This window comes from Achromobacter sp. ACM05 (assembly GCF_019218915.1).
GTDB classification, from domain to species: Bacteria; Pseudomonadota; Gammaproteobacteria; order Burkholderiales; family Burkholderiaceae_B; genus Achromobacter; species Achromobacter animicus.
This window is the reverse complement of the sequence record NZ_JAHUWQ010000003.1, coordinates 805,125-827,044: the sequence shown is the minus strand read 5'-3', so window position 1 is coordinate 827,044 and position 21,920 is coordinate 805,125. Positions and strand designations below refer to the sequence as shown.

The window sequence follows — 21,920 nt, the reverse complement described above, 5'->3', positions numbered from 1 at the left end:
CCGACAGTACATCCGTTACTACAATCATGATCGCATCAAGCTCAAGCTAAAAGGCCTGAGCCCGGTGCAATACCGAGCTCAGGCCTTCGGGCTTTAGCTGACCGTCCAACTTCTGGGGGTCAGTTCATACAGGGAGCGTCTTGTGCAGCCACGATCAGTCGGCTTCTTCGATCCAGGCCATCTGAATGGCCTCCAGGATCTTCTCGCCGCTGTGGGCGGGATCGTCGCTGAAGCCCGGCAAGGCCATGACCCATTCGCGCAACTGCGTAAAACGCAGCACCTTCGGGTCCACGTCAGGGTGCGCGTCGTACAGCGCAGCCGCAATCTCGTAGGTGTCGGTCCACTTCATCAATGGCCCTCTTTGGCGTGATTGATCGTGTACTTGGGAATCTCGACCGTCAGGTCGGCATCGGTCACCAGGGCCTGGCACGACAGACGCGACGTGGGGGTCAGGCCCCAAGCCTTGTCCAGCAGGTCTTCCTCGTCGTCCGTGGCGTCTTCCAGCGAAGAATAACCCTGCTTGACCACCACATGACAGGTCGTGCAGGCGCACGACAGTTCGCAGGCGTGCTCGATATCGATGTGGTTATCCAGCAGCACGCGGCAGATCGACACGCCCTTGGGCGCATCTTCGATCACCGCGCCTTCGGGACAGTAGTCGGGATGGGGCAATACAGTCAGTTTCGGCATAACTTCTTATCAGGCGATTTCGTCTAGTTTGCGGCCGGCCAACGCGGCGCGGATGCTGCGGTCCATGCGGCGCGCGGCAAAGTCGTCGGTCGCGGCGGACAGGGCCTGCACGGCTTGGGTGACGGTGACCACGTCCTGCGCCTGCTGCGCCGCGATCGCGGCGTCCAGGCACTCGTCCACCCGCTTGCGTTCTTCCGGCTCGAGCAGGTCGCCGTCAACGGCCAGCGCCGCCTGCACCGATTCCACCAACTGGCGCGCGTCAACCTGCTGCTCGCGCAACATGCGCGCCTTGGCATCCGTGTCGGCCTGCGCCACGCTATCGGCCAACATCTGCGCGATCTCGTCGTCGGACAGACCGTAAGACGGCTTGACGGACACCATTGCCTCGACGCCCTGGCTCTGCTCGCGCGCCGTGACGCTGAGCAGGCCATCCGCGTCGACCTGGAAGGTCACGCGGATACGTGCGGCGCCCGCCACCATCGGCGGAATGCCGCGCAGTTCAAAGCGCGCCAGTGAACGGGAATCCGCCACCAGGTCGCGCTCGCCCTGCACCACGTGGATGCTCATGGCCGTCTGGCCGTCCTTGAACGTCGTGAATTCCTGCGCGCGCGCCACAGGGATGGTGCTGTTGCGCGGAATGATGCGTTCGACCAGGCCGCCCATCGTTTCCAGGCCCAGCGACAGCGGAATCACGTCCAGCAGCAGCCAGTCTTCGCCCGGCGCCCGGTTGCCCGCCAACAGATTGGCCTGCAGCGCGGCGCCCAGCGCCACGACCTGATCCGGATCCAGATCGGTCAGCGGTTCCGTGCCGAACACCTTGGCCACCGCGGCGCGCACGACAGGCATGCGCGTCGCACCGCCCACCATCACCACGCCGCGCACGTCGGCCGGCTTGAGCGCCGCATCGCGCAGCGCGCGGCGCGCCGTGTCCAGCGTGCGCTCGATCAGCGGCTGGGCCAGCGATTCAAATTCATCACGGGTAAGCGTCAGATCGACGTCGCGTCCGCCCGACAGCGTCAGCTTCAGGCTCGTCACGTCGGCGTCCGACAGCGTTTCACGCGCGGCGCGCGCGGCCATCAGTAAACCGCGGCGCTCGGCGGGCGACAGTTCGCCCAAGCCCAGCTTCGCCACGGCATGATCCGCGATCCGGACATCGAAGTCGTCGCCGCCAAGCGCCGTATCGCCGCCCGTGGAAATCACTTCGAACACACCCTGCGTCAGGCGCAGGATGGAAATATCGAACGTGCCGCCGCCCAGGTCATAAACCGCGTAGACACCCTCGGCGGCATTGTCCAGCCCGTAGGCAATGGCGGCCGCGGTCGGTTCATTCAACAGACGCAGCACGTTCAGGCCCGCCAGGCGCGCGGCATCGCGCGTGGCCTGACGCTGCGCGTCGTCAAAATACGCGGGCACGGTAATGACCGCGCCCACCAGCTCGTCGCCCAGCACGTCTTCGGCACGCTGGCGCAGCACTGCCAGGATCTGCGCGGACACCTCTACCGGGCTCAGATCGCCCTGCGCCGTGCGGATCCGGACCATGCCGGGTGCATCGACAAACTCATAAGGCGCGCGCGTTGCCTGCGCCTCTTCCAGCGACCGGCCCATGAAACGCTTCACGGACACAACCGTGTTCAGGGGATCTTCGGCCTGCTGGGCCAGCGGCTCGCGGCCCGTCGCGACCTTGCCGCCGGGGAAATAGCGCACCGCCGACGGCAGCAAGGCATGGCCTTGCGCATCGGGCAGCACTTCAGCCACGCTGCTGCGCACGGCAGCGACCAGCGAATTGGTGGTGCCCAGGTCAATCCCGACCGCCAGCTTGCGCTGGTGCGGCGCGGGCGACTCACCGGGCTCGGAAATCTGCAATAAGGCCATGATTCTGTTTTTCTGGTCAGTAGGCCGCGCCGGACAGGCGCCCTTGACGGGAACGCCCCAGCGCGCCGTTGGCTATCCCGCGGGCTGCACGTGGGCCAGCTCCTGCGCCAGCTTTTCCACGAACATCCATTCCCGCACCTTGCGCCCGGCCGCCGCGTAATCGCGTTCGTCATCCAGAAGGCGCGTCAGCGTGGCGCGCATCTCGGCACGCGCCTCGTCCAGTTCGGCTTGCAACGCGTTCAGAACGTTGGCGTCGTCGCGCCCGTCATCCAGCATCTCGCGCCAGGTCATCTGCTGCATCAGGAAAGCGCCGTCCATGGACGTGTTGCTTTCGGTCTGCAGGTCCACGCCGGCCTGCTCGCACAGGTAGCGGGCCCGCAGCAGCGGATCCTTCAATTCGCGATAGGCCTCGTTGGCCCGTGCCGCCCATTGCATCGCCACGCGGCGTTCCGCGGGGCTGGCCGTGGCAAAACGGTCGGGGTGCACCTTCGCGGCGACGGTGCGCCAGGCGTGCTCAAGCGCCTGGCCGTCCAGGTCGAATCGTGCCGGCAAGCCAAACAGGCTGAAGTGATCGTCACCAGCCAAGACTTACACCGTGAACGACTCGCCGCAGCCGCAGGTCGCCTTCTCGTTGGGGTTGCGGAACTTGAAGCCTTCGTTCAGGCCCTCGCGGGCGTAGTCCAGCTCCGTGCCATCGAGATACGACAGGCTCTTGGGGTCAATGAAGACCTTCACGCCAAAGCTCTCGAAGACGACATCTTCCGCCTCGACCGCGTCGACATACTCCAACTTGTAGGCCATGCCGGAGCAGCCCGTCGTCCTAACGCCGAGCCGCAAGCCGATACCCTTTCCGCGCTTCTGCAAGTAGCGGCCGATGTGGGTGGCAGCCTGTTGGGTCAGGGTAACGGACATGATCAGCCCGCCACAGCTTCGGCGGTGGCCGAATGCTTTTCTTTGTAGTTCTGCACCGCGGCCTTGATCGCGTCTTCGGCCAGGATGGAACAGTGCACCTTCACCGGCGGCAGCGCCAGTTCTTCGGCGATCTGCGTGTTGCGGATGTTCATGGCTTGGTCCAGCGTCTTGCCCTTGACCCATTCGGTCACGAGCGAGCTGGAGGCGATGGCCGAGCCACAGCCGTAGGTCTTGAAGCGCGCGTCTTCAATAACGCCAGCTTCGTTCACCTTGATCTGCAGCTTCATCACGTCGCCACAGGCCGGCGCGCCGACCATGCCGGTGCCCACCGAGTCGTCCGACTTGTCGAACGAACCGACGTTGCGGGGGTTTTCGTAGTGATCCAGAACTTTGGTGCTGTAAGACATGTTAATTCTCCACGTATATCAAGGCGCGGGCGCTTAGTGCGCGGCCCACTGCACGGTGTTCAAGTCGATGCCTTCCTTGGCCATTTCCCAAAGCGGCGACATATCGCGCAGCTTGCCAACCCGGCTCTTGATCAGTTCGACCGCAAAGTCCACTTCCTTCTCGGTCGTGAAACGACCCAGCGTGAAGCGGATCGAGCTGTGCGCCAGTTCATCGTTGCGGCCCAGGGCGCGCAGCACGTACGAAGGCTCCAGGCTGGCCGAGGTGCAGGCCGAACCGCTGGAAACCGCAAGCTCCTTGATCGCCATGATCAGGGACTCGCCTTCGACGTAGTTGAAGCTCACGTTCAGGTTGTGCGGCACGCGCTGGTCCATGTCGCCGTTCAGGTAGACCTCTTCGATCTCCGACAGGCCATTCCACAGGCGATCACGCAGCATGCGGATGCGCTCGTTCTCGGTGCCCATTTCTTCGCGCGCCAGGCGGAAGGCTTCGCCCATGCCGACGATCTGGTGCGTGGCCAGCGTGCCCGAGCGGAAACCGCGCTCATGACCGCCGCCATGCATCTGCGCTTCGATACGGATACGCGGCTTGCGGCGCACGTACAACGCACCAATGCCCTTGGGGCCGTAAGTCTTGTGGGCCGAGAACGACATCAGGTCGACCTTGAGCTTTTGCAGGTCGATTTCCACCTTGCCGGTCGCCTGAGCGGCGTCGACGTGGAAAATGATGCCCTTTTCGCGGCAGATTTCACCCAGCGTTTCCACGTCCTGGATCACGCCGATTTCGTTGTTCACCATCATCACGGACACCAGCACGGTGTCGGGACGCAGTGCAGCCTTGAAGACATCCAGGTCGATCAGGCCGTTGTCCTTGACGTTCAGATAGGTGACTTCGAAGCCCTGGCGCTCCAGCTCACGACAGGTGTCCAGAACCGCCTTGTGTTCGGTCTTGACCGTGATGATGTGCTTGCCGCGCTCGGCATAGAAGTTTACCGCGCCCTTGATGGCGAGGTTGTTGGATTCGGTGGCGCCGGAGGTCCAGACGATTTCGCGCGGGTCGGCATTGACCAGCTTGGCGACTTGTTCGCGGGCGCGTTCGACGGCCTCTTCGGATTCCCAGCCAAACGCATGGCTGCGCGACGCCGGGTTGCCGAAGTTTTCGTACAGCCACGGCACCATGGCATCAACAACGCGGGGATCGACAGGCGTCGTGGCCGAATAATCCAGATAGATCGGACGGGTGGTCATTTCTACAACTCCTACTTCTTATACGGTGGCGTTGGCAGCAACAGTGGTGGTCGGGGCGTTGGCGGCAGTTGCGCCTCCCACCCGGTTCACGCGCACTGCGCAGGCCTGCGCTTGATTGGTCGCTTCCTGCAATTGGCGCACACGCTGCTGGTCGACGAGATCCTGCAGGGACACCGAATCCAGGTAATCCACCATCTTGCGATTCAACGTAGCCCAGAGTTCATGCGTCATGCACTTGCCGGGCTTGCCGTCGTTGCCGCTCGTACAGTCCCGCTTGCCGCCACAGCTCGTGGCGTCCAGCGGTTCGTCGACGGCAAAGATGATGTCTGCAACAGTCACGTTGCGCGCCAGGCGCGCAAGCGAATAACCGCCGCCCGGGCCGCGGACGCTGTCCACGAGCTCGTGACGACGGAGTTTTCCGAAGAGCTGTTCCAGATACGAAAGCGAAATGTTCTGACGCTGGCTGATGGCCGCAAGAGTGACCGGGCCGCTATGCTGCCGCATAGCCAAGTCGATCATGGCAGTCACGGCGAAACGCCCTTTGGTAGTTAGCCGCATGGTGAATTCCCTGTGATTCCGGCAGTGGCCGCCAGCGAATCCAGCGGTCAATACCCGAGTAATTGGCTCAAGTATAGCCTATTCCCGACTAATTTGGTATGGCTCCCGGCTACAAAAAACCGCGCATCTGCGCGGTTTTTTACTGCCTTGTGCCCTGAGAGCCGCTCTGAGAGCGACTCTGCAACCGGCCGATCAGGCAGCCTGGTACTGGGTAGCGCGCTTGCGGACCAGTTCGAGAACACCCTGACAGGCATCTTCGAGGTAGTCCAGGACTTTGCCGAAACCGTCGGCGCCACCGTAGTACGGATCGGGCACGGTGGCTTCTTCGAACTCATTGGCAAAGCGCATCAGGAGCATCAGCTTGTGCTGGTACGCCTTAGGGCATTGCTGCTGCATGGCGGACAGATTGTCCCAGTCCATGGCGAGGATAAGATCGAAGTCACGGAAGTCTTCCGCGGTGACCTGACGCGCCTCGCAGTGAGTGATCTCGTAGCCGCGCTTACGTGCCGCAGCCTGCGCCCGGGCATCAGGCGCCTCGCCGATATGAAACGCGTGCGTGCCCGCGGAGTCGATGCGCACAACATCGCCCAAACCCGCGTCATTCACCAAATGGCGAAACACGCCCTCTGCGCTCGGCGAGCGACAGATATTGCCCATGCAAACGAAAAGTACCTTGGTCATCATGGAAGGAAGTGTGCGGGAAAACCCGAGATAAGGCAAGCTTTTTTTGCACCTGCGCAATTGACGTAGCGCAAATTAATGGGGCACATAATCCCAAAGAAATCATGGAGTTGCAAGCTTGTATTCAGGTAACCCATGAGACGCAACGCGTGCAAAATTCCGGAATGGTTACACCATGATGGCAGCGCACCACTTTTTGCGCATTTTCAGCTTCCCGTAAGCGAACAGACATGAATTGAAACGTTTGGCCCTGCCCTACACCGCCCCGTCCAGCAGCACACGCTGCTTGAGGGCATTGAGCGAGTCTCGGGCGGCAGCAGCCTGTTCGAATTCGAGGTTGCGGGCGTGGTCCATCATCAGCTTTTCCAGTCGCTTGATCTCGCGCGCCAGGGCCTTCTCATCCTTCAACAATTCCGCGGGAACTGCCGCTTCCAGCGTGTCGTGTTGGGCAGGCGCCACGATACCGTCAATCAATTCGCGCACCGCCTTGTGCACGCCGCGCGCAGTGATGCCGTTGTCGACGTTGAATTGAAGCTGCTTCGTGCGCCGGCGGGCAGTCTCGTCCATGGCGCGTTTCATCGAATCCGTGATGCGGTCGGCATAGAGAATCGCGTGACCGTTCAGGTTGCGGGCCGCGCGGCCGATGGTCTGAATGAGGCTGCGCTCTGAGCGCAGGAAGCCCTCCTTGTCGGCATCCAGGATGGCCACCAGCGACACCTCCGGAATATCCAGCCCCTCGCGCAGCAGGTTGATCCCCACCAGGACGTCGAACGTGCCCAGGCGCAGGTCCCGCAGGATTTCGACGCGCTCGACCGTGTCGATGTCCGAGTGCAGGTAGCGCACCTTCACGCCGTGCTCGCTCAGGAAGTCCGTCAGGTCTTCGGCCATCCGCTTGGTCAGCGTCGTGACCAGCACGCGGTCGCCCTGAGAAACACGCGCCTTGATCTGGCCCAGCAGGTCGTCCACCTGCGTGCGAGCGGGCAACACCTGGACGATAGGATCGACAAGGCCCGTGGGACGCACCACTTGCTCCACGACGTTGTCCGCGTGCTCCTGCTCGTATGCGGCAGGCGTTGCCGACACGAATACGCACTGGCGCATCCGCGTCTCGAACTCCTCGAGCTTGAGCGGACGGTTGTCCAGCGCCGACGGCAGGCGGAAACCGTACTGCACCAGCGTTTCCTTGCGGGACCGGTCGCCGCGGTACATGGCGCTGAGCTGGCCGATCGTGACGTGGCTCTCGTCAATGAACATCAGCGCGTCGGACGGCAGGTAATCAATCAGGGTCGGTGGCGGGTCGCCCGGCGCGGCGCCCGACAAATGACGCGAGTAGTTCTCGATGCCCTTGCAGAACCCAAGCTCCTGCAGCATTTCCAGATCGAAGCGGGTGCGTTGCTCAAGACGCTGAGCCTCGACCAGGTGGCCATCGTCGACGAACCGCTTGACGCGTTCGCGCAGCTCTTCCTTGATGGTTTCGATGGCGCGCAACACGGTGTCGCGCGGCGTCACATAATGCGAGCCGGGATAGACGGTGAAGCGCGGCAGCTTCTGGCGGATGCGACCCGTCAGCGGATCGAACAGTTCGAGTGTTTCGATTTCGTCATCGAACAACGTCACGCGCAACGCGAGCTCGGCGCTTTCTGCCGGGAAGATGTCGATGGTCTCGCCGCGCACGCGGAAGACCCCACGCGTGAACTCGGCGTCATTACGGGTGTACTGCATGGCGACCAGGCGCGCGAGGATCTCGCGGCGGGCGATCTGGTCGCCCGCGCGAAGGATAAGCACCATCGCGTGATAGTCGCCGGGGTTGCCGATACCGTAGATACACGACACCGTACCCACGATGATCGTGTCGCGCCGTTCGAGCAGGCTTTTGGTGGCCGACAGCCGCATCTGCTCGATGTGTTCGTTGATGGACGAGTCTTTTTCAATGAACAGGTCGCGCGTCGGCACATAGGCCTCGGGCTGGTAGTAATCGTAGTAAGAAACGAAATACTCCACCGCGTTCTTCGGAAAGAACTCGCGCATTTCGGCGTAGAGCTGCGCGGCCAATGTCTTGTTGGGGGCAAGGACCAGCGCCGGGCGGCCCATGCGCGCGATCACGTTGGCCATGGTGTAGGTTTTGCCTGATCCGGTCACGCCCAGAAGCGTCTGGTACATGAGGCCGTCTTCGACACCCTGCGTCAGCCCTGCGATGGCCGTGGGCTGGTCCCCCGCCGGCGGATAGGGTTGATAGAGGTGAAACGGGCTGTCAGGGAAATCGACGAATCCCGGACCTGCGGCGGGAGCCCCCGCGCTCGGGTCTATTGCGCTCTTAGGCATGCTAGACTGTTCCAGGGTAAACCCCCCATTATCCACAGCACTTCGTACTGCGTCCACCCACCTCATCAGAGTCCCATGAGCACCCTATTCGATTCCGTCGAGCTCGCGCCGCGCGACCCCATTCTTGGCCTGAACGAACAATACAACGCGGACACCCGCCCCGGTAAAGTGAACCTGGGCGTGGGCGTGTATTACGATGATCAGGGACGGATCCCGCTCCTGGGCGCAGTGCGCAAGGCCGAAACCGCCCGCATCGAAGCCGCCGCCGCTCGCGGCTATCTGCCTATCGAAGGCATCGCCGGCTACAACGCCGGTGCTCAGGCGCTGCTGCTGGGCAAGGATTCCGCGCTGGCTGCCGCTGGCCGCGTGCTGACCACGCAAGCACTGGGCGGCACTGGCGCCCTGAAGATCGGCGCCGATTTCCTGCGCCAATTGCTGCCGGGCTCCAAGGTCCTGATCAGCGATCCCAGCTGGGAAAACCACCGCGCCCTGTTCGAACGCGCCGGTTTTGAAGTCGGCACCTATGCCTATTACGACGCCACCACCCGCGGCCTGAACTTCGAAGCCATGCTGGCCGACCTGAAGGCCGCGCCCGCCAAGACCGTCGTCGTGCTGCATGCGTGCTGCCACAACCCCACGGGCGCGGATCCCACCCCCGACCAGTGGAAGCAGATCGCCGCTGTCGTCAAGGAAAACAACCTGGTCCCGTTCCTGGACATCGCCTACCAAGGGTTTGGCGACGGCCTGACGGAAGACGCCTCGGTCGTGCGCCTGTTCGCGGACCTGGACATGACCATGTTCATCAGCTCGTCGTTCTCGAAGTCGTTCTCGCTGTACGGCGAGCGCGTCGGCGCGCTGACCGTCGTGGCCGGCAGCAAGGACGAAGCCACGCGCGTGCTGAGCCAGCTCAAGCGTGTCATCCGCACCAACTACTCCAACCCGCCGACGCACGGCGGCACGGTGGTGTCCACGGTGCTGAACACGCCCGAGCTGTTCGCCCTCTGGGAAGAAGAACTGGCCGGCATGCGTGATCGCATCCGCCTGATGCGCGCGCAACTGGTCGACAAGATCAAAGAGCACGGCGGCAAGCAGGACTTCAGCTTCGTGCTGAAGCAGCGCGGCATGTTCTCGTACTCGGGCCTCTCCGCCGCTCAGGTGGACCGCCTGCGTGAAGAACATGGCGTCTACGCCGTGTCCAGCGGACGCATCTGCGTGGCCGCGCTGAACAGCGGCAACATCGACAAGGTGGCAGCCGGCATCGCGGCTGTGCTGTAAATCACTTGGCGGCCCAAGCCGTCTTCAGCCAGAAACGGGACCTGCGGGTCCCGTTTTTGCTGCCTTCGAGACCGGCTTGCTTTTTTGCGCTGCGTCCCCCAGAATGGCGCTGTATATATGTACAGTCCGCTCGCACCGGATCATCGCCATGGCCAGCAAACTCACGGATCGCCAACAACAAATCCTGGACCTCATCAGGCAAACGGTCACGCGCACCGGCTTTCCGCCGACGCGTGCCGAGATCGCCCAGGCCCTGGGTTTTCGCTCTCCCAACGCCGCCGAAGACCACCTCAAGGCGTTGGCACGCAAGGGCGCCATCGAGCTCACGGCCGGCGCCTCGCGGGGCATCCGTTTGAAGGACGCCGCCACCGCGCCCGCCCAGACCTCACTTCCCATCCCTGCCCTCGCGCAGCTTCTCTTGCCGCTGGTCGGCCGTGTTGCGGCAGGTAGCCCGATTCTTGCGGCCGAGCATGTCGAACGCGAAGTCGGCGTGGACCCCAGCCTCTTTGCCCAGGCGCCCGACTATCTGCTTAAGGTCCGCGGCATGAGCATGCGCGACGCAGGCATCCTTGAAGGCGATCTGCTGGCTGTCAAAAAGGCATCTGAAGCCCGCAATGGCCAGATCGTGGTGGCCCGTATCGGCGACGATGTCACGGTCAAGCGACTTCAACGCCAGAACGGCCATATCGAGCTCCTGCCTGAAAATCCCGACTTCGAAACCATCGTGGTCAAGGCCGATCAGGAATTCGCGCTGGAAGGCATTGCGGTGGGTCTTATCCGCACGCAAGCGCTGCACTAGGCCGGAACCTTGCCCTGCTTATAGCCAAGCCCTGCAGGCGGCTTACGCCGCCTACGCCATACCTCGCTACTGGTACGCCACATCCAAATGAAAACCCCGCTCACCGAGCGGGGTTTTTTGCTTTGGGGCGGTCCGTAAGACTTTAGACACCCTTGGGCTTCGGGCGCCCTCTTTCGAGAGCGCCCTGGCGTTCAAGACGCCATCAGTGCTTCATGACCGGGTCGGTAGAGCCGGGTTCAGCCGGCTTGGCAACCAGGGGCTCCTTGACGGATTCTTCTTCGGCCAACGGCTCCGGCAGACGCTCCAAGGCCAGTTCCAGCACCTTGTCGATCCAACGCACCGGCACGATCTCGAGGTGGTTCTTGACGTTGTCCGGGATCTCCGCCAAATCCTTGACGTTTTCTTCCGGAATCAGAACCGTCTTGATACCGCCGCGGTGAGCCGCGAGCAGCTTTTCCTTCAGGCCGCCGATCGGCAGCACTTCGCCGCGCAGCGTGATCTCGCCCGTCATGGCGACGTCGGCGCGCACCGGGATGCGCGACAGGGCCGACACCATGGCCGTGGTGATCGCGATACCCGCGGACGGACCGTCCTTGGGCGTCGCACCTTCCGGCACGTGCACGTGCATGTCGTGCTTTTCGAAGACGCTGTCGACAAAGCCCAGCCGGCGAGCCCGCGAACGCACAACGGTGCGCGCCGCTTCGACCGATTCCTTCATCACATCGCCGAGCGAACCCGTACGCTGGATGACGCCCTTACCGGGCATGTCCGCGACTTCGATCGTCAGCAGGTCGCCGCCGACTTCCGTCCACGCCAGGCCGGTCACCTGACCGATCTGGTTTTCCTTTTCGGCCATGCCAAACGCGTAGCGGCGCACACCGAGGTAATCGCTGAGGTTGTCGGCCGTGACGTTGACCGCCTTGACCTCGAGCGTCTTGCCCTCAGCCTTGGCGCGATCGCTTTGGGTCAGCAATTGCTTGATGACCTTGCGGCAGATCTTGCCCACTTCGCGCTCGAGCGCACGAACACCGGCTTCGCGGGTGTAGTAACGCACGATATCGCGCAGCGCGCTGTCGTCGACAGTCAGCTCGGTATCCTTCACGCCGTTGTTCTTCATCAGCTTGGGCAGCAGATGGTCGCGGGCGATGTGGATCTTTTCTTCCTCGGTGTAACCCGACAGGCGGATCACTTCCATACGATCCAGCAGGGCCGGCGGAATGTTCAGCGTGTTGCTGGTGGCCACGAACATGACGTCGGAGAGATCGAAGTCGACCTCGATGTAGTGGTCCTGGAACGTGTGGTTCTGTTCCGGGTCCAGCACTTCGAGCAGGGCCGACGAGGGATCGCCGCGGAAATCCATGCCCAGCTTGTCGATTTCATCAAGCAGGAACAGCGGATTGCGCACGCCGACCTTCGACATGTTCTGCACGATCTTGCCGGGCATCGAGCCGATGTATGTACGACGGTGACCGCGGATCTCGGCTTCGTCGCGCACGCCGCCCAGGGCCATACGCACGAACTTGCGGTTCGTGGCCTTGGCGATCGACTGACCAAGCGAAGTCTTGCCAACGCCCGGAGGGCCGACCAGGCACAGGATCGGCGCCTTCACCTTGTCCACGCGCTGTTGCACGGCAAGATATTCGAGGATCCGTTCCTTGACCTTTTCGAGACCGTAGTGGTCGTTGTCCAGCACCGTCTCGGCGTTGCTGATCGAGTTGTTGATCTTGCTCTTCTTTCTCCAGGGGAGATTGATGAGCGTGTCGATATAGTTGCGCACCACAGTGGCTTCGGCCGACATGGGCGACATGAGCTTGAGCTTCTTGAGCTCGGCATCGGCTTTCTTGCGCGCCTCTTTGGGCATGTGGGCAGCGATGATCTTCTTTTCAAGCTCTTCGATGTCCGCGCCCTCTTCGCCTTCGCCCAACTCCTTCTGAATGGCCTTGACCTGCTCATTCAGGTAGTAGTCGCGCTGGCTCTTTTCCATCTGCTTCTTCACGCGGCCACGAATCCGCTTCTCGACCTGGAGGATGTCGATTTCGGTTTCGAGTTGCGTGAGCAAGCCTTCGAGGCGTTCGGAGGTGCCGGTGATCTCGAGCATCTTCTGCTTCTGCTCGAGCTTCAGGGGAAGATGCGCGGCGATCGTGTCGGCCAGGCGGCCAGCATCGTCGATGCCAGCCAGCGAGGTCAGGATCTCCGGGGGGATCTTCTTGTTGAGCTTTACGTACTGCTCGAACTGCGCAACGATGGCGCGGCGCAAGGCTTCTGTTTCGGAGCCCTGCATGGCGTCCGGTTCGATAGGCGACACCTGGCAGGTGAAGTGCGAATCGGCGTCTTCGATGGTGTTGATGCGCGCGCGCTGCGTGCCTTCAACCAGCACCTTCACGGTGCCGTCGGGCAGCTTGAGCATTTGCAGGATGCCGGCGACGCAGCCAATTTCGTATACGTCTTCAGGCGTGGGGTCATCTTTGCCGGCGGACTTTTGAGCCACCAGCATGATGCTTTTGCCCGCTTCCATCGCGACCTCGAGCGCGCGGATGGAGCGCGGACGGCCGACGAACAGCGGGATGACCATATGCGGGAACACTACGACGTCGCGCAGCGGCAGCAGGGGAAGGTCGATCGGGTCGGAAGGCAGGGTCTGGCTGGCAGACATATGAGGTTCCTCGGTATGACTCGGCGTATGGGGACGGGACACCCGGGTAATACCCGAGCAAACTCGTCAATTACGTCTGTTATGGGAACAATAGCCGAAAATTCAAGATCTCGGCCGCCTGGATCACCAAAAGGCCCCAAAAAGGCCCTGGAACCGTCTTCAGTATGCGGCCATGGCGGCCGCCTGAAAAGCGTGATCGTGGATGGAGAAGCGCCCTAGGCAAAAAAACCCGTTACGAGAACGGGCTTTTTTGAAATATCAGGCGGCGGCGTCGCGGACTTCTCCGCGCTCCGGCTTCTCTGGCGCGGCGTTTTCATCCGCGTAGATCAGCAAGGGCTTGCCCTCGCCTTCGATGGCGTTTTCGTCGAGCACCACACGCTTGACGTTGCCCTGCGAGGGCAGGTCGTACATGGTGTCGAGCAGCGCCTGTTCGATGATGGAACGCAGACCGCGAGCACCCGTCTTGCGGCGCAGCGCCTTGCGGGCGATGGCCTTCAGTGCGGCGGGGCGCACGTCGAGTTCAGCGCCTTCCATGGCAAACAGCTTCTGGAATTGCTTGAGCAGGGCGTTCTTGGGCTCGGTCAGAATCTGGACCAGCGCGGCTTCGTCCAGCTCGTCCAGCGTGGCGACCACGGGCAGACGGCCGACCAGTTCGGGGATGAGACCGAACTTGATGAGGTCTTCGGGCTCGACTTCGGAGAACAGTTCACCGACGCCGCGCTCGGACTTGGCGCGCACGGACGCCGAGAAGCCGATACCGGACTTTTCAGTGCGGTCGCGGATGACCTTTTCCAGTCCGTCGAAGGCGCCGCCCACGATGAACAGGATGTTGGTCGTGTCGACCTGCACGAAATCCTGGTTGGGGTGCTTGCGCCCGCCCTGCGGGGGCACCGACGCCACCGTACCTTCGATCAGCTTCAGCAAGGCCTGCTGCACGCCCTCGCCCGACACGTCGCGGGTGATGGACGGGTTGTCGGACTTGCGCGAAATCTTGTCGATCTCGTCGATGTAGATGATGGCGCGCTGGGCTTTTTCGACTTCATAGTTGCAGTTCTGCAGCAACTTCTGAATGATGTTTTCGACGTCTTCACCCACATAACCGGCTTCGGTCAGCGTGGTGGCGTCGGCCATGACGAAGGGCACGTTCAGCATGCGAGCCAGCGTCTGGGCCAGGAGCGTCTTGCCGGAGCCGGTCGGCCCGATCAGCATGATGTTGCTCTTGGAGAGCTCGACTTCGTCGCCCTTGATTTCGCCGTGGCGAATGCGCTTGTAGTGGTTGTAGACGGCCACGGCCAGCATGCGCTTGGGCGACGATTGCCCAATGACGTACTGGTCCAGGAAAGTCTTGATTTCAGCCGGAGTGGGCAGCTCGGAACGAATCGCCGCGCGCGCGGTGGCCTGCGCCTCTTCGCGGATGATGTCGTTGCACAGATCTATGCATTCATCGCAGATGAACACCGACGGACCCGCGATCAGCTTGCGGACTTCGTGCTGGCTTTTATTGCAAAACGAGCAATGCAGCACCTTAGCGTCTGCCGATCCCTTTTTTTCAGGCATATTTCTTTCGTATCTCAGGTAAAGATGCGCCAGGCCGGGTAAATGGCCTAGCGCATGCGCTTACTCAAACATGATGGCAGCGGGTCTGGTTCAACCGGGAAGTCAGCCTTCGGACCGGGAGGCCATGACCTTGTCCACCAGGCCATACGATACCGCATCTTCGGCCGACATGAAGTTGTCACGTTCCGTGTCCAGCTCGATGCGCTCCATGCTCTGTCCGGTGTTGTTGGACAGGATGCGGTTGAGGCGCTCGCGCAGGTCCAGGATTTCGCGGGCCTGGATCTGGATGTCGGAAGCCTGCCCCTGGGCGCCGCCCGAGGGCTGGTGAATCATGATGCGCGAGTTGGGCAGGGTGAAACGCTTGCCCTTCTTGCCAGCCGCCAGCAGGAACGCGCCCATGCTGGCCGCGAGGCCGGTGCACAGGGTGGACACGTCCGGCTTGACGAACTGCATGGTGTCAAAAATGGCCATTCCCGCGTACACCGACCCGCCGGGCGAGTTGATGTACAGGGAAATGTCCTTGTCAGGATTCTCCGATTCCAGGAACAGCAACTGAGCCACGATCAGGTTGGCCGTGGCGTCGTTCACCGGACCCACCAGGAAAATGAGCCGTTCGCGGAGCAGACGCGAATAGATGTCGTAGGCGCGCTCGCCGCGCCCCGACTGCTCGATCACCATGGGAATGTAGCCCAGGCCGGTGGGGGTCACCGAAGACCCGCCATTCATTGCCGCATAGAAATCGGTGAATCTCTGCATAGTGTTACGCCATCCCCATCAACTGATCGAAAGCCACCTTTTCGTCGGTGACCTTGGCCTTTTCCAGAACATGCGCGACGACGTTGTCTTCGAGCACGATAGCCTCGATTTCAGCACGACGCTGGCGGTCTGCCAGGTAATAGCTGACAACCTGGGCGGGTTGTTCGTAGTTCTGGGCGAATTCTTCGATGCGTGCGCGCACCTGTTCCGGCTTGGCTTGCAGCTGAGCTTGCTTGACCAGTTCGGACACCAGCAGGCCCAGGCGGACGCGGCGCTCGGATTCGGTCGAGAAAGCCTCGGCCGGGATCGGCACGGATTCGGCGTTGGGCACGCCGCGCTGCTTCAGTTCTTCGCGGGCAGCGGCGATACGGCCTTGCACGTCGTTGTCGATCAGGGCCTTCGGCACGTCGAACTTGCCGGCTTCGACCAGGGCGTCCATGACGCTGGCCTTGGTGCGGCCTTGCGAACGGACCTTGACTTCGCGCTCGATGTTGCTGCGGATGTCGGCCTTGAGCTTTTCGACGTCGCCTTCGGCCTGGCCGAGCGACTTGGCGAATTCGCCGTTCAGTTCGGGCAGGACGCCTTCAGCCACTTCCTTGATGGTGATGGTGAATTCGGCAGTCTTGCCGGCGACTTCAACGCCTTGGTAGTCATCCGGGAACTTGAGCTGGAAAACCTTGGTTTCGCCAGCCTTCAGGCCGCGGGCGGCTTCTTCGAATTCCGGCAGCATGCGGCCTTGGCCGAGCACGAACGGGAAGTCTTCGGCCTTGCCGCCTTCGAACGGCACGCCGTCGATGGTGCCGGCGAAGTCGAGGGTGACGCGGTCGCCGTCGGCGCTGGCGCGGCCTTCACGGGCTTCGAACGTGGCGCGTTGCTTACGCAGCACGTCCAGCGTCTGCTGGACTTCTGCGTCGGTGACGGCGGTTTCGTAGCGGGTGACGGCCAGTTCGGACAGGTCCGGCACGGCGACTTCGGGGTAGACCTCGAACGTGGCGGTGAACGCCAGCGTGTCGTCGGAAACGCCTTCCGTCTTGGGCTCGAGGTTCGGGGCGCCGGCAACGCGCAACTTGGCGCCGTCGATGGCTTGTTCAAAGGCACGGCCAACTTGGCTATTGATCACGTCGTAGCGGATGCTGGGGCCATGGCTGCGCTCGAGCATGGCGAGCGGCGCCTTGCCCGGACGGAAGCCGGGGACCTTGGCGGTCCGAGCCACGCGCTTCAATTGCGCCTGGACTTCCTTTTCGACGTCGGCCACCGAGACGGCCAGATCAACACGGCGCTCCAGGCCGGAGAGGGTTTCAACCACAGGCTGCATTAAAAGACCTATTTTCCGAGAGATGAGATTACGGGCGGATAAACGCGGCATTTTACCGGAAACTTCCGGAACCCTGACGCAAAGGGGCGCGAGCCCCGGATTTGCCCGGATGCTCGCGCCCCGTTTATCGCCCAAAAAGCGAGGACGGACGCCTGGCCGAGAGGTTACTTGGCCTTGGCGATGCGGTCTTCGATGTGCTGTGCACGCTTGGCCGAGGACGGGTGTGAGCTCATCATATCGCTCTTGCCGCCGTCCAGCTCGGCCAGCTTCTGGAACGCGGTCACGAGGCCACGCGTATTCTGTTTTTTGGACTGCAGCAGGTCGAACGAATAATCGTCCGCCGCACTTTCCTGCGATTGCGAGAACTGCGCATTGATGAACTTCTCGGTCAGGTCGCCCAGTTGCGAGGAGCTCAACTGAGCCACCGTCGCGCCGCCAGCCGCACCCGCCGCGTCACGCGCAGCCGACACCGTGTAGGCGGTCTGCATCGCCTTCTTGGTGTGGCCCAGCGCCACGTGACCGATTTCGTGGCCGACCACGCCCATCACTTCGTCGTCCGTCATCATGTCCATGAGACCGCTATACACGCGGATGCAGCCGTTGGCCATTGCCCACGCGTTGACGTCCTTGGTGACATAGACCTTGTAGCTGGCCTTCTGGCCATTGACCGTGCTGCCCAGCGCCTTGGCGATCTTCTGCAGACGGGCGTCGTACTTGCTGCCCGGCGCGGCGATCTTTTCCTGCGAATCGCTTTGCGCGCACGCCTTGTCCGACAGGGTCTTGATCTCGGCATCGCTCAGCGTGGCCGCCTGGACGACCTTGGCGCCGGCGCCGACGAGCCCACCGATGTCCAACGCATGTGCGGCCGAGTAAGGGGCGAGCGCAACGGCCAACGCGGCGACGGTGTAGCGGATCTTCATGGGAACAAACTCCTATTGACTTGTTCTATGCAAACGAGGCGGCAATTCTATATACGCCCACAGCTTTCGAAGCATTCCGGCACAGAGTTTCGCAAATGCGATTTTCTCTTACCAAATAGCCGAGCAATTCGAAGGCTGCCATGCTAAGCATCGCGAGGCCCTTTTAAAGCCGGCCAAAAGAGATGTCCGCTGTCCCATGGCGTTGATAGAATTGCCGCCGCGCTTTTTTTCGCAAACCCAACGGCTCGCACCCAACATGATCCCGAATCCCCCTCCCCGCCTGGGCCTGCTTCCCAGCCTCATCTTCAGTTCGCGCTGGCTGCAGCTACCGCTATACCTGGGCCTCATCGTCGCGCAGGGCGTCTACGTGATGCTGTTCCTCAAGGAACTCTGGCATTTGGTCACCCACGCCACCAGCTTCGGCGAAATGGAAATCATGCTGATCGTGCTGGGACTGATCGACGTGGTCATGATCTCCAACCTGCTGGTGATGGTCATCGTGGGCGGCTACGAGACGTTCGTGTCGCGCCTGCGCCTGCAGAACCATCCGGACCAGCCGGAGTGGCTTAGCCACGTCAATGCCAGCGTGCTGAAAGTGAAGCTTGCGATGGCCATCATCGGCATCTCGTCGATCCACCTGCTGCGCACCTTCATCGAAGCCGGCACCATCGGCACACCGAACGCGCGCTTCACCGAAGCCGGCGTGATGTGGCAGACCATCATCCACGCCATCTTCATCCTGTCGGCGCTGGGGATCGCCCTGGTCGACAAGCTGTCGACCGGCAGTTCAGCCAAGCACTAAGGCAAGCCAGGACAAAAAAAGCCCCCACGCGCAAAACGTGGGGGCTTTTTTATGGATAGAACACCGGGTCAGAACCCGGAGCACTACCCAAGAAGCTCAGGCCGCGACCTTGATGTTCTTGGCGCTGGGACCCTTGGGGCCGGTTCCAACGTCGAAAGTGACCCGCTGGTTTTCTTGTAGCGACTTATAGCCTTCGCTACGGATTTCGGAGTAGTGAGCGAAAAGATCCTTGCTGCCGTCGTCGGGCATGATGAAGCCATAACCCTTTTCGGCGTTGAACCACTTGACGATGCCGGTTGCCATGGGATGTCCTTGACCTAAAAAGCGATTGCTCGCGGGACGCCAGATCTTCAAGGATGGGAGAGGATAGCAACCGCGGCACCACTGACGGCGACCAAGGAGAACGCAGACCGCGTCGCTTGAGAATCTCGCTGAAACCAGTTTATTGGTGAACCCGGAAAAACGTCAAATGTCCGAAAGGGCTGGATTCGCGCCCCGAAAAGGCCGCTACACCCGCTAAAGAGCGCAAGCCGGCCCGGGCGGCACGCTCAACATTTTCAACTTGCCACGTACCGATACACGTGGACACTGCGCCGTTTTGAAAGCTCTGTGCGTGCCGCGCGCCCTACCCTGCGAAACCACCCGATTCCAGGAACTCGCGTTCGGCCTGGGTCGTCTGCCGTGCCAATGCCGCGTTCCGGTGCGGGAAGCGCCCGAACCGCTTGATGATGTCGCGATGCAGGACGGCCCATCGCACGGCTTCCGCGCCCAGCGGCTCCATCAACGCGATGGCCCGATTCTGCGCCGCCAGGTTCTCGGCGTGTTCGAACGGCATGTAGAAAAACTGGCGCAGCGAGGCGTCGACTGCAAGATCATGGCCCGCCGCGATGGCGCGTTCGGCAAAATGCAGCGCCAACGCGTCAGTGGCGAACATATGCCCGGTATCGCGGTAGGCGTTGCGAGGAAACTGGTCCAGCAGGATCATCAACGCGATCGCGCCGGCGGGTTCGTCCAGCCAGGCATCGAGCCGGCGGGAAGCGGCCGCCATATGCGCGTCTTCGAAGCGCGCTCGAAAGGCCGCATCGAACTGGGCGCTTTTGCTGAACCACTGCGCGGGACCAGCGTCCAGCCAGAATGCGACTACATCGTCGGGTTGCAGGGCGAACGGCTTTGGCGGTGTGGTGGTCATGGCGGCGATGGCTCGGGGGATTTGGACGCGCTGCCGCCGCCGAAGCGTTGGCCGCGAGGAGAATCGGCCGTCAAGGATACCGCGCAGAAAACAAAAAAGGCCCCGCGAGGGGCCTTCTTGAGAAAACTCAGATCCTTACAGGACTTGAATCTTCGTGGCTTGCGGGCCCTTGGGGCCATTGGCCGTCACAAAGCTGACGCGCTGGTTCTCTTCCAGAGACTTGAAGCCCGAGCCCTGAATTTCGGAGAAGTGAGCGAAGAGGTCCTTGCCGCCCGCTTCCGGGGTGATGAAGCCATAACCCTTTTCCGAATTGAACCACTTAACGACGCCGGTTTCCATACTGTATTTCCTAGAGATAATGGGCAAATGCCCGGAGGTCACGAATCAATCAAGGAGGGGACAGTAGAACAATAACGCTGAGCCGGAAAAGGCACGGCACTGATCGAAAATCGCAACGCTTGTGATCGTGTGCCGACACTATCGTTATGTTCCCCTCACAAGTCAACATAATCCTAAAAAATACGTGCCAATAATGCAACAAAGAGAAACTGCGCAGTTATTTCGCACGTTTTTAAAGGGTAAACGAGTCCCTGCATTGGTGTTAACACCAATACATCATAAAAAAACAAACAAGGCTTATATAAATGCCATCAAAAGCGCGTACGACCTGCAATACGCCGTTTGGATGACACTATGGTTTGCCGTCAGGCTTACTCGTCGATAGGTAAACCCAACAAGTCGAGCGCCGCGCCAAAAGCATCGGGACCCGAGCAAAGGAAAACCGCCACGTCGCCGGGATTCATATTTTCCAGCACTTGGTCGATCTGTTCTTGCGCATTATCAACATTGTCGACATTGGCGGCGTGTATGTCCGCTCCTGCATCGACTTTTTCGCGCGGCACGATGTCTGCGATCGCATTGAGATCATCTATGCCCATCACGACATAGACGCTGATGCTTTCGCCATCCAGCGTGGTGTGCAGCTCGACGCCGCCCGCTACGTCGGCAACGTGCCGACTGAGTATTTCCATTTCCATCTTCCTTGATTTGCGGGCTGAGCCCGCCAGGGCGCTGCACCATGCAGGTGCTCACGCACGCCCAGGCGCGACTATAACAGCCTTAGGCTAACGTTTCTTGGACAGGGGGCCCAGAGACTGGCGGGCGGCCCCAGACGTGGCCGCCACGCTACGGCAGCGCACCCCGGCTTCGGCCAACACGCGGGCCAGCGGCTTTTGTGCAGCCAGGAAGGCGGTCTTCTCGTCACCGGCCAGCTTGCACAGGAAAAGCTGGGCCTGGAGCTGCGTGCGGCGGGCCTTGCGGTTGTCGGCCTCTTTGGTGAGCCATTCGCCCACCCAGGCGGCGGCGGCCACGGCGTCGCCCTGCTGCTTGACGTGGCCGAGCAGGTCGTAGACGGTCACGCCGTCGATGCGCTCATCCTCGCCGCGCGAGAGGAACAGCTTGGCGGACTGGCCCGTGTAGCCGGGGACGACCGCCAGGCAATCCCGTTCTGCGGGTTTTTTCATGGTGTTTTCGAATGTGGTTTAGCAAGAACCCCGGACTGTAACGCAGGCGCGCGCACAGTCCTATTGCTGCAGCCGAAGTCTGCTATCGTCGGCGTGTTCTTTTACCCCTACATGGTGAACAACATGCAACGCGATTTCGACTTGGTCGTCACGATTCTGGGCGCCCTGCGCGACGCCCCCGGCCCCAACCTCAGCACGCACGACATCAAGAACGCCGCGCTGGCGCCGCATCCCGAAGAGCAAGGCCTGCAGGTCATCGCGCATCACCTGGACCTGCTGGAAGACGCTGGCCTGGTCAAGCAGGTCAGCGAGACTTCGGCGAACGCCGGTGCGACGCGCTGGCGGATTACCTGGAAGGGTTACGACGCCCTCGAGCAGGATGAGGACGACGAAGAGGATGAGGACTTCGACCCGGAAGAATGAAAGGCCCGGCCGGCCGCTCTG

Annotated in this window: 25 protein-coding genes; 5 read left to right on the top strand and 20 right to left on the bottom strand. The window is 61.7% G+C overall.

The genetic code is table 11. The annotated features are described in order from the left end of the window. Positions 1-97, top strand: a 97-nt coding sequence (locus KW836_RS22260; protein ID WP_162876601.1) for an IS3 family transposase, incomplete at its 5' end; no start/stop codon positions are given. Positions 98-154: 57 nt separating this feature from the next. Here KW836_RS22260 and iscX read toward each other — a convergent pair. The 10 genes from iscX to uvrB all read right to left on the bottom strand — a co-directional run bounded on the left by iscX (position 155) and on the right by uvrB (position 8,687). Beyond that, positions 155-349: a Fe-S cluster assembly protein IscX gene (gene iscX / locus KW836_RS22255; protein WP_175123399.1), complete on the bottom strand. Its 195-nt coding sequence runs from the start codon at positions 347-349 to the stop codon at positions 155-157. Continuing rightward, positions 349-690 carry an ISC system 2Fe-2S type ferredoxin gene (gene fdx / locus KW836_RS22250; protein WP_013394592.1) on the bottom strand — a complete coding sequence of 114 codons (342 nt, stop codon included), beginning with the start codon at positions 688-690 and terminating at the stop codon, positions 349-351. The genes iscX and fdx overlap by 1 nt, the downstream gene beginning before the upstream one ends. 9 nt (positions 691-699) lie before the next feature. Continuing rightward, positions 700-2,562, bottom strand: coding sequence for a Fe-S protein assembly chaperone HscA (gene hscA / locus KW836_RS22245; RefSeq protein WP_218344766.1), 1,863 nt, complete (start codon positions 2,560-2,562; stop codon positions 700-702). A gap of 72 nt (positions 2,563-2,634) precedes the next feature. Next, complete coding sequence (gene hscB / locus KW836_RS22240; protein WP_218344765.1) at positions 2,635-3,147, bottom strand: Fe-S protein assembly co-chaperone HscB; 513 nt, start codon at positions 3,145-3,147, stop codon at positions 2,635-2,637. Between the two features lie 3 nt (positions 3,148-3,150). Continuing rightward, the gene (gene iscA / locus KW836_RS22235) at positions 3,151-3,474 is read right to left on the bottom strand and encodes an iron-sulfur cluster assembly protein IscA (RefSeq protein WP_175123402.1); all 324 of its coding nucleotides are present in this window, start codon (positions 3,472-3,474) and stop codon (positions 3,151-3,153) included. Between the two features lie 2 nt (positions 3,475-3,476). Further along, on the bottom strand, positions 3,477-3,881 hold the full coding sequence (gene iscU, locus KW836_RS22230) for a Fe-S cluster assembly scaffold IscU (RefSeq protein WP_175123403.1): 405 nt from the start codon (positions 3,879-3,881) through the stop codon (positions 3,477-3,479). A 33-nt stretch (positions 3,882-3,914) separates the two neighbouring features. Further along, on the bottom strand, positions 3,915-5,126 hold the full coding sequence (locus KW836_RS22225; RefSeq protein ID WP_218344764.1) for an IscS subfamily cysteine desulfurase: 1,212 nt from the start codon (positions 5,124-5,126) through the stop codon (positions 3,915-3,917). A gap of 18 nt (positions 5,127-5,144) precedes the next feature. Beyond that, a complete protein-coding gene (gene iscR / locus KW836_RS22220; protein WP_056318865.1) occupies positions 5,145-5,684 on the bottom strand; it encodes a Fe-S cluster assembly transcriptional regulator IscR in 540 nt (179 codons plus the stop codon). Between the two features lie 192 nt (positions 5,685-5,876). Then, a complete protein-coding gene (locus KW836_RS22215; RefSeq protein ID WP_006386176.1) occupies positions 5,877-6,368 on the bottom strand; it encodes a low molecular weight protein-tyrosine-phosphatase in 492 nt (163 codons plus the stop codon). A gap of 252 nt (positions 6,369-6,620) precedes the next feature. Continuing rightward, positions 6,621-8,687: an excinuclease ABC subunit UvrB gene (gene uvrB, locus KW836_RS22210; protein ID WP_175123405.1), complete on the bottom strand. Its 2,067-nt coding sequence runs from the start codon at positions 8,685-8,687 to the stop codon at positions 6,621-6,623. A gap of 75 nt (positions 8,688-8,762) precedes the next feature. Here uvrB and KW836_RS22205 point away from each other — a divergent pair, with 75 nt between their 5' ends. Next, complete coding sequence (locus KW836_RS22205; RefSeq protein ID WP_105239416.1) at positions 8,763-9,962, top strand: amino acid aminotransferase; 1,200 nt, start codon at positions 8,763-8,765, stop codon at positions 9,960-9,962. Positions 9,963-10,110: 148 nt separating this feature from the next. Further along, positions 10,111-10,761, top strand: coding sequence for a transcriptional repressor LexA (gene lexA, locus KW836_RS22200; RefSeq protein WP_191575567.1), 651 nt, complete (start codon positions 10,111-10,113; stop codon positions 10,759-10,761). Between the two features lie 202 nt (positions 10,762-10,963). Here the strand turns inward: lexA and lon are convergent, their stop codons facing one another. The 5 genes from lon to KW836_RS22175 form a co-directional block, all read right to left on the bottom strand. Beyond that, on the bottom strand, positions 10,964-13,414 hold the full coding sequence (gene lon / locus KW836_RS22195) for an endopeptidase La (RefSeq protein ID WP_218344763.1): 2,451 nt from the start codon (positions 13,412-13,414) through the stop codon (positions 10,964-10,966). 258 nt (positions 13,415-13,672) lie between these two features. Continuing rightward, positions 13,673-14,971 (bottom strand): ATP-dependent Clp protease ATP-binding subunit ClpX, encoded by a 1,299-nt coding sequence (gene clpX, locus KW836_RS22190; RefSeq protein ID WP_056562435.1) that lies wholly within the window; start codon positions 14,969-14,971, stop codon positions 13,673-13,675. A 102-nt stretch (positions 14,972-15,073) separates the two neighbouring features. Then, complete coding sequence (gene clpP / locus KW836_RS22185; RefSeq protein ID WP_218344762.1) at positions 15,074-15,727, bottom strand: ATP-dependent Clp endopeptidase proteolytic subunit ClpP; 654 nt, start codon at positions 15,725-15,727, stop codon at positions 15,074-15,076. A 4-nt stretch (positions 15,728-15,731) separates the two neighbouring features. Next, positions 15,732-17,042, bottom strand: coding sequence for a trigger factor (gene tig, locus KW836_RS22180; protein ID WP_175123409.1), 1,311 nt, complete (start codon positions 17,040-17,042; stop codon positions 15,732-15,734). A 164-nt stretch (positions 17,043-17,206) separates the two neighbouring features. Continuing rightward, positions 17,207-17,962, bottom strand: a complete 756-nt coding sequence (locus KW836_RS22175; protein ID WP_175123410.1) for a M48 family metalloprotease — start codon at positions 17,960-17,962, stop codon at positions 17,207-17,209. A 256-nt stretch (positions 17,963-18,218) separates the two neighbouring features. Between KW836_RS22175 and KW836_RS22170 the strand changes: the two genes are divergently transcribed. Further along, on the top strand, positions 18,219-18,764 hold the full coding sequence (locus KW836_RS22170; RefSeq protein WP_175123411.1) for a TIGR00645 family protein: 546 nt from the start codon (positions 18,219-18,221) through the stop codon (positions 18,762-18,764). A 96-nt stretch (positions 18,765-18,860) separates the two neighbouring features. Here KW836_RS22170 and KW836_RS22165 read toward each other — a convergent pair whose 3' ends face one another. From KW836_RS22165 to KW836_RS22145, 5 genes are all read right to left on the bottom strand, one after another. Beyond that, positions 18,861-19,067 carry a cold-shock protein gene (locus tag KW836_RS22165; RefSeq protein WP_042794090.1) on the bottom strand — a complete coding sequence of 69 codons (207 nt, stop codon included), beginning with the start codon at positions 19,065-19,067 and terminating at the stop codon, positions 18,861-18,863. A 322-nt stretch (positions 19,068-19,389) separates the two neighbouring features. Further along, the gene (locus tag KW836_RS22160; RefSeq protein WP_175138353.1) at positions 19,390-19,953 is read right to left on the bottom strand and encodes a DUF924 family protein; all 564 of its coding nucleotides are present in this window, start codon (positions 19,951-19,953) and stop codon (positions 19,390-19,392) included. A gap of 135 nt (positions 19,954-20,088) precedes the next feature. Beyond that, complete coding sequence (locus tag KW836_RS22155) at positions 20,089-20,292, bottom strand: cold-shock protein (protein ID WP_006220190.1); 204 nt, start codon at positions 20,290-20,292, stop codon at positions 20,089-20,091. 371 nt (positions 20,293-20,663) lie between these two features. Then, positions 20,664-20,984 (bottom strand): hypothetical protein, encoded by a 321-nt coding sequence (locus tag KW836_RS22150; protein ID WP_175123413.1) that lies wholly within the window; start codon positions 20,982-20,984, stop codon positions 20,664-20,666. Positions 20,985-21,077: 93 nt separating this feature from the next. Then, positions 21,078-21,476 carry a hypothetical protein gene (locus KW836_RS22145; RefSeq protein WP_218344761.1) on the bottom strand — a complete coding sequence of 133 codons (399 nt, stop codon included), beginning with the start codon at positions 21,474-21,476 and terminating at the stop codon, positions 21,078-21,080. A 123-nt stretch (positions 21,477-21,599) separates the two neighbouring features. Here KW836_RS22145 and KW836_RS22140 point away from each other — a divergent pair, with 123 nt between their 5' ends. Continuing rightward, positions 21,600-21,899: a DUF2513 domain-containing protein gene (locus KW836_RS22140; protein WP_175123415.1), complete on the top strand. Its 300-nt coding sequence runs from the start codon at positions 21,600-21,602 to the stop codon at positions 21,897-21,899. Positions 21,900-21,920: the final 21 nt, after the last annotated feature.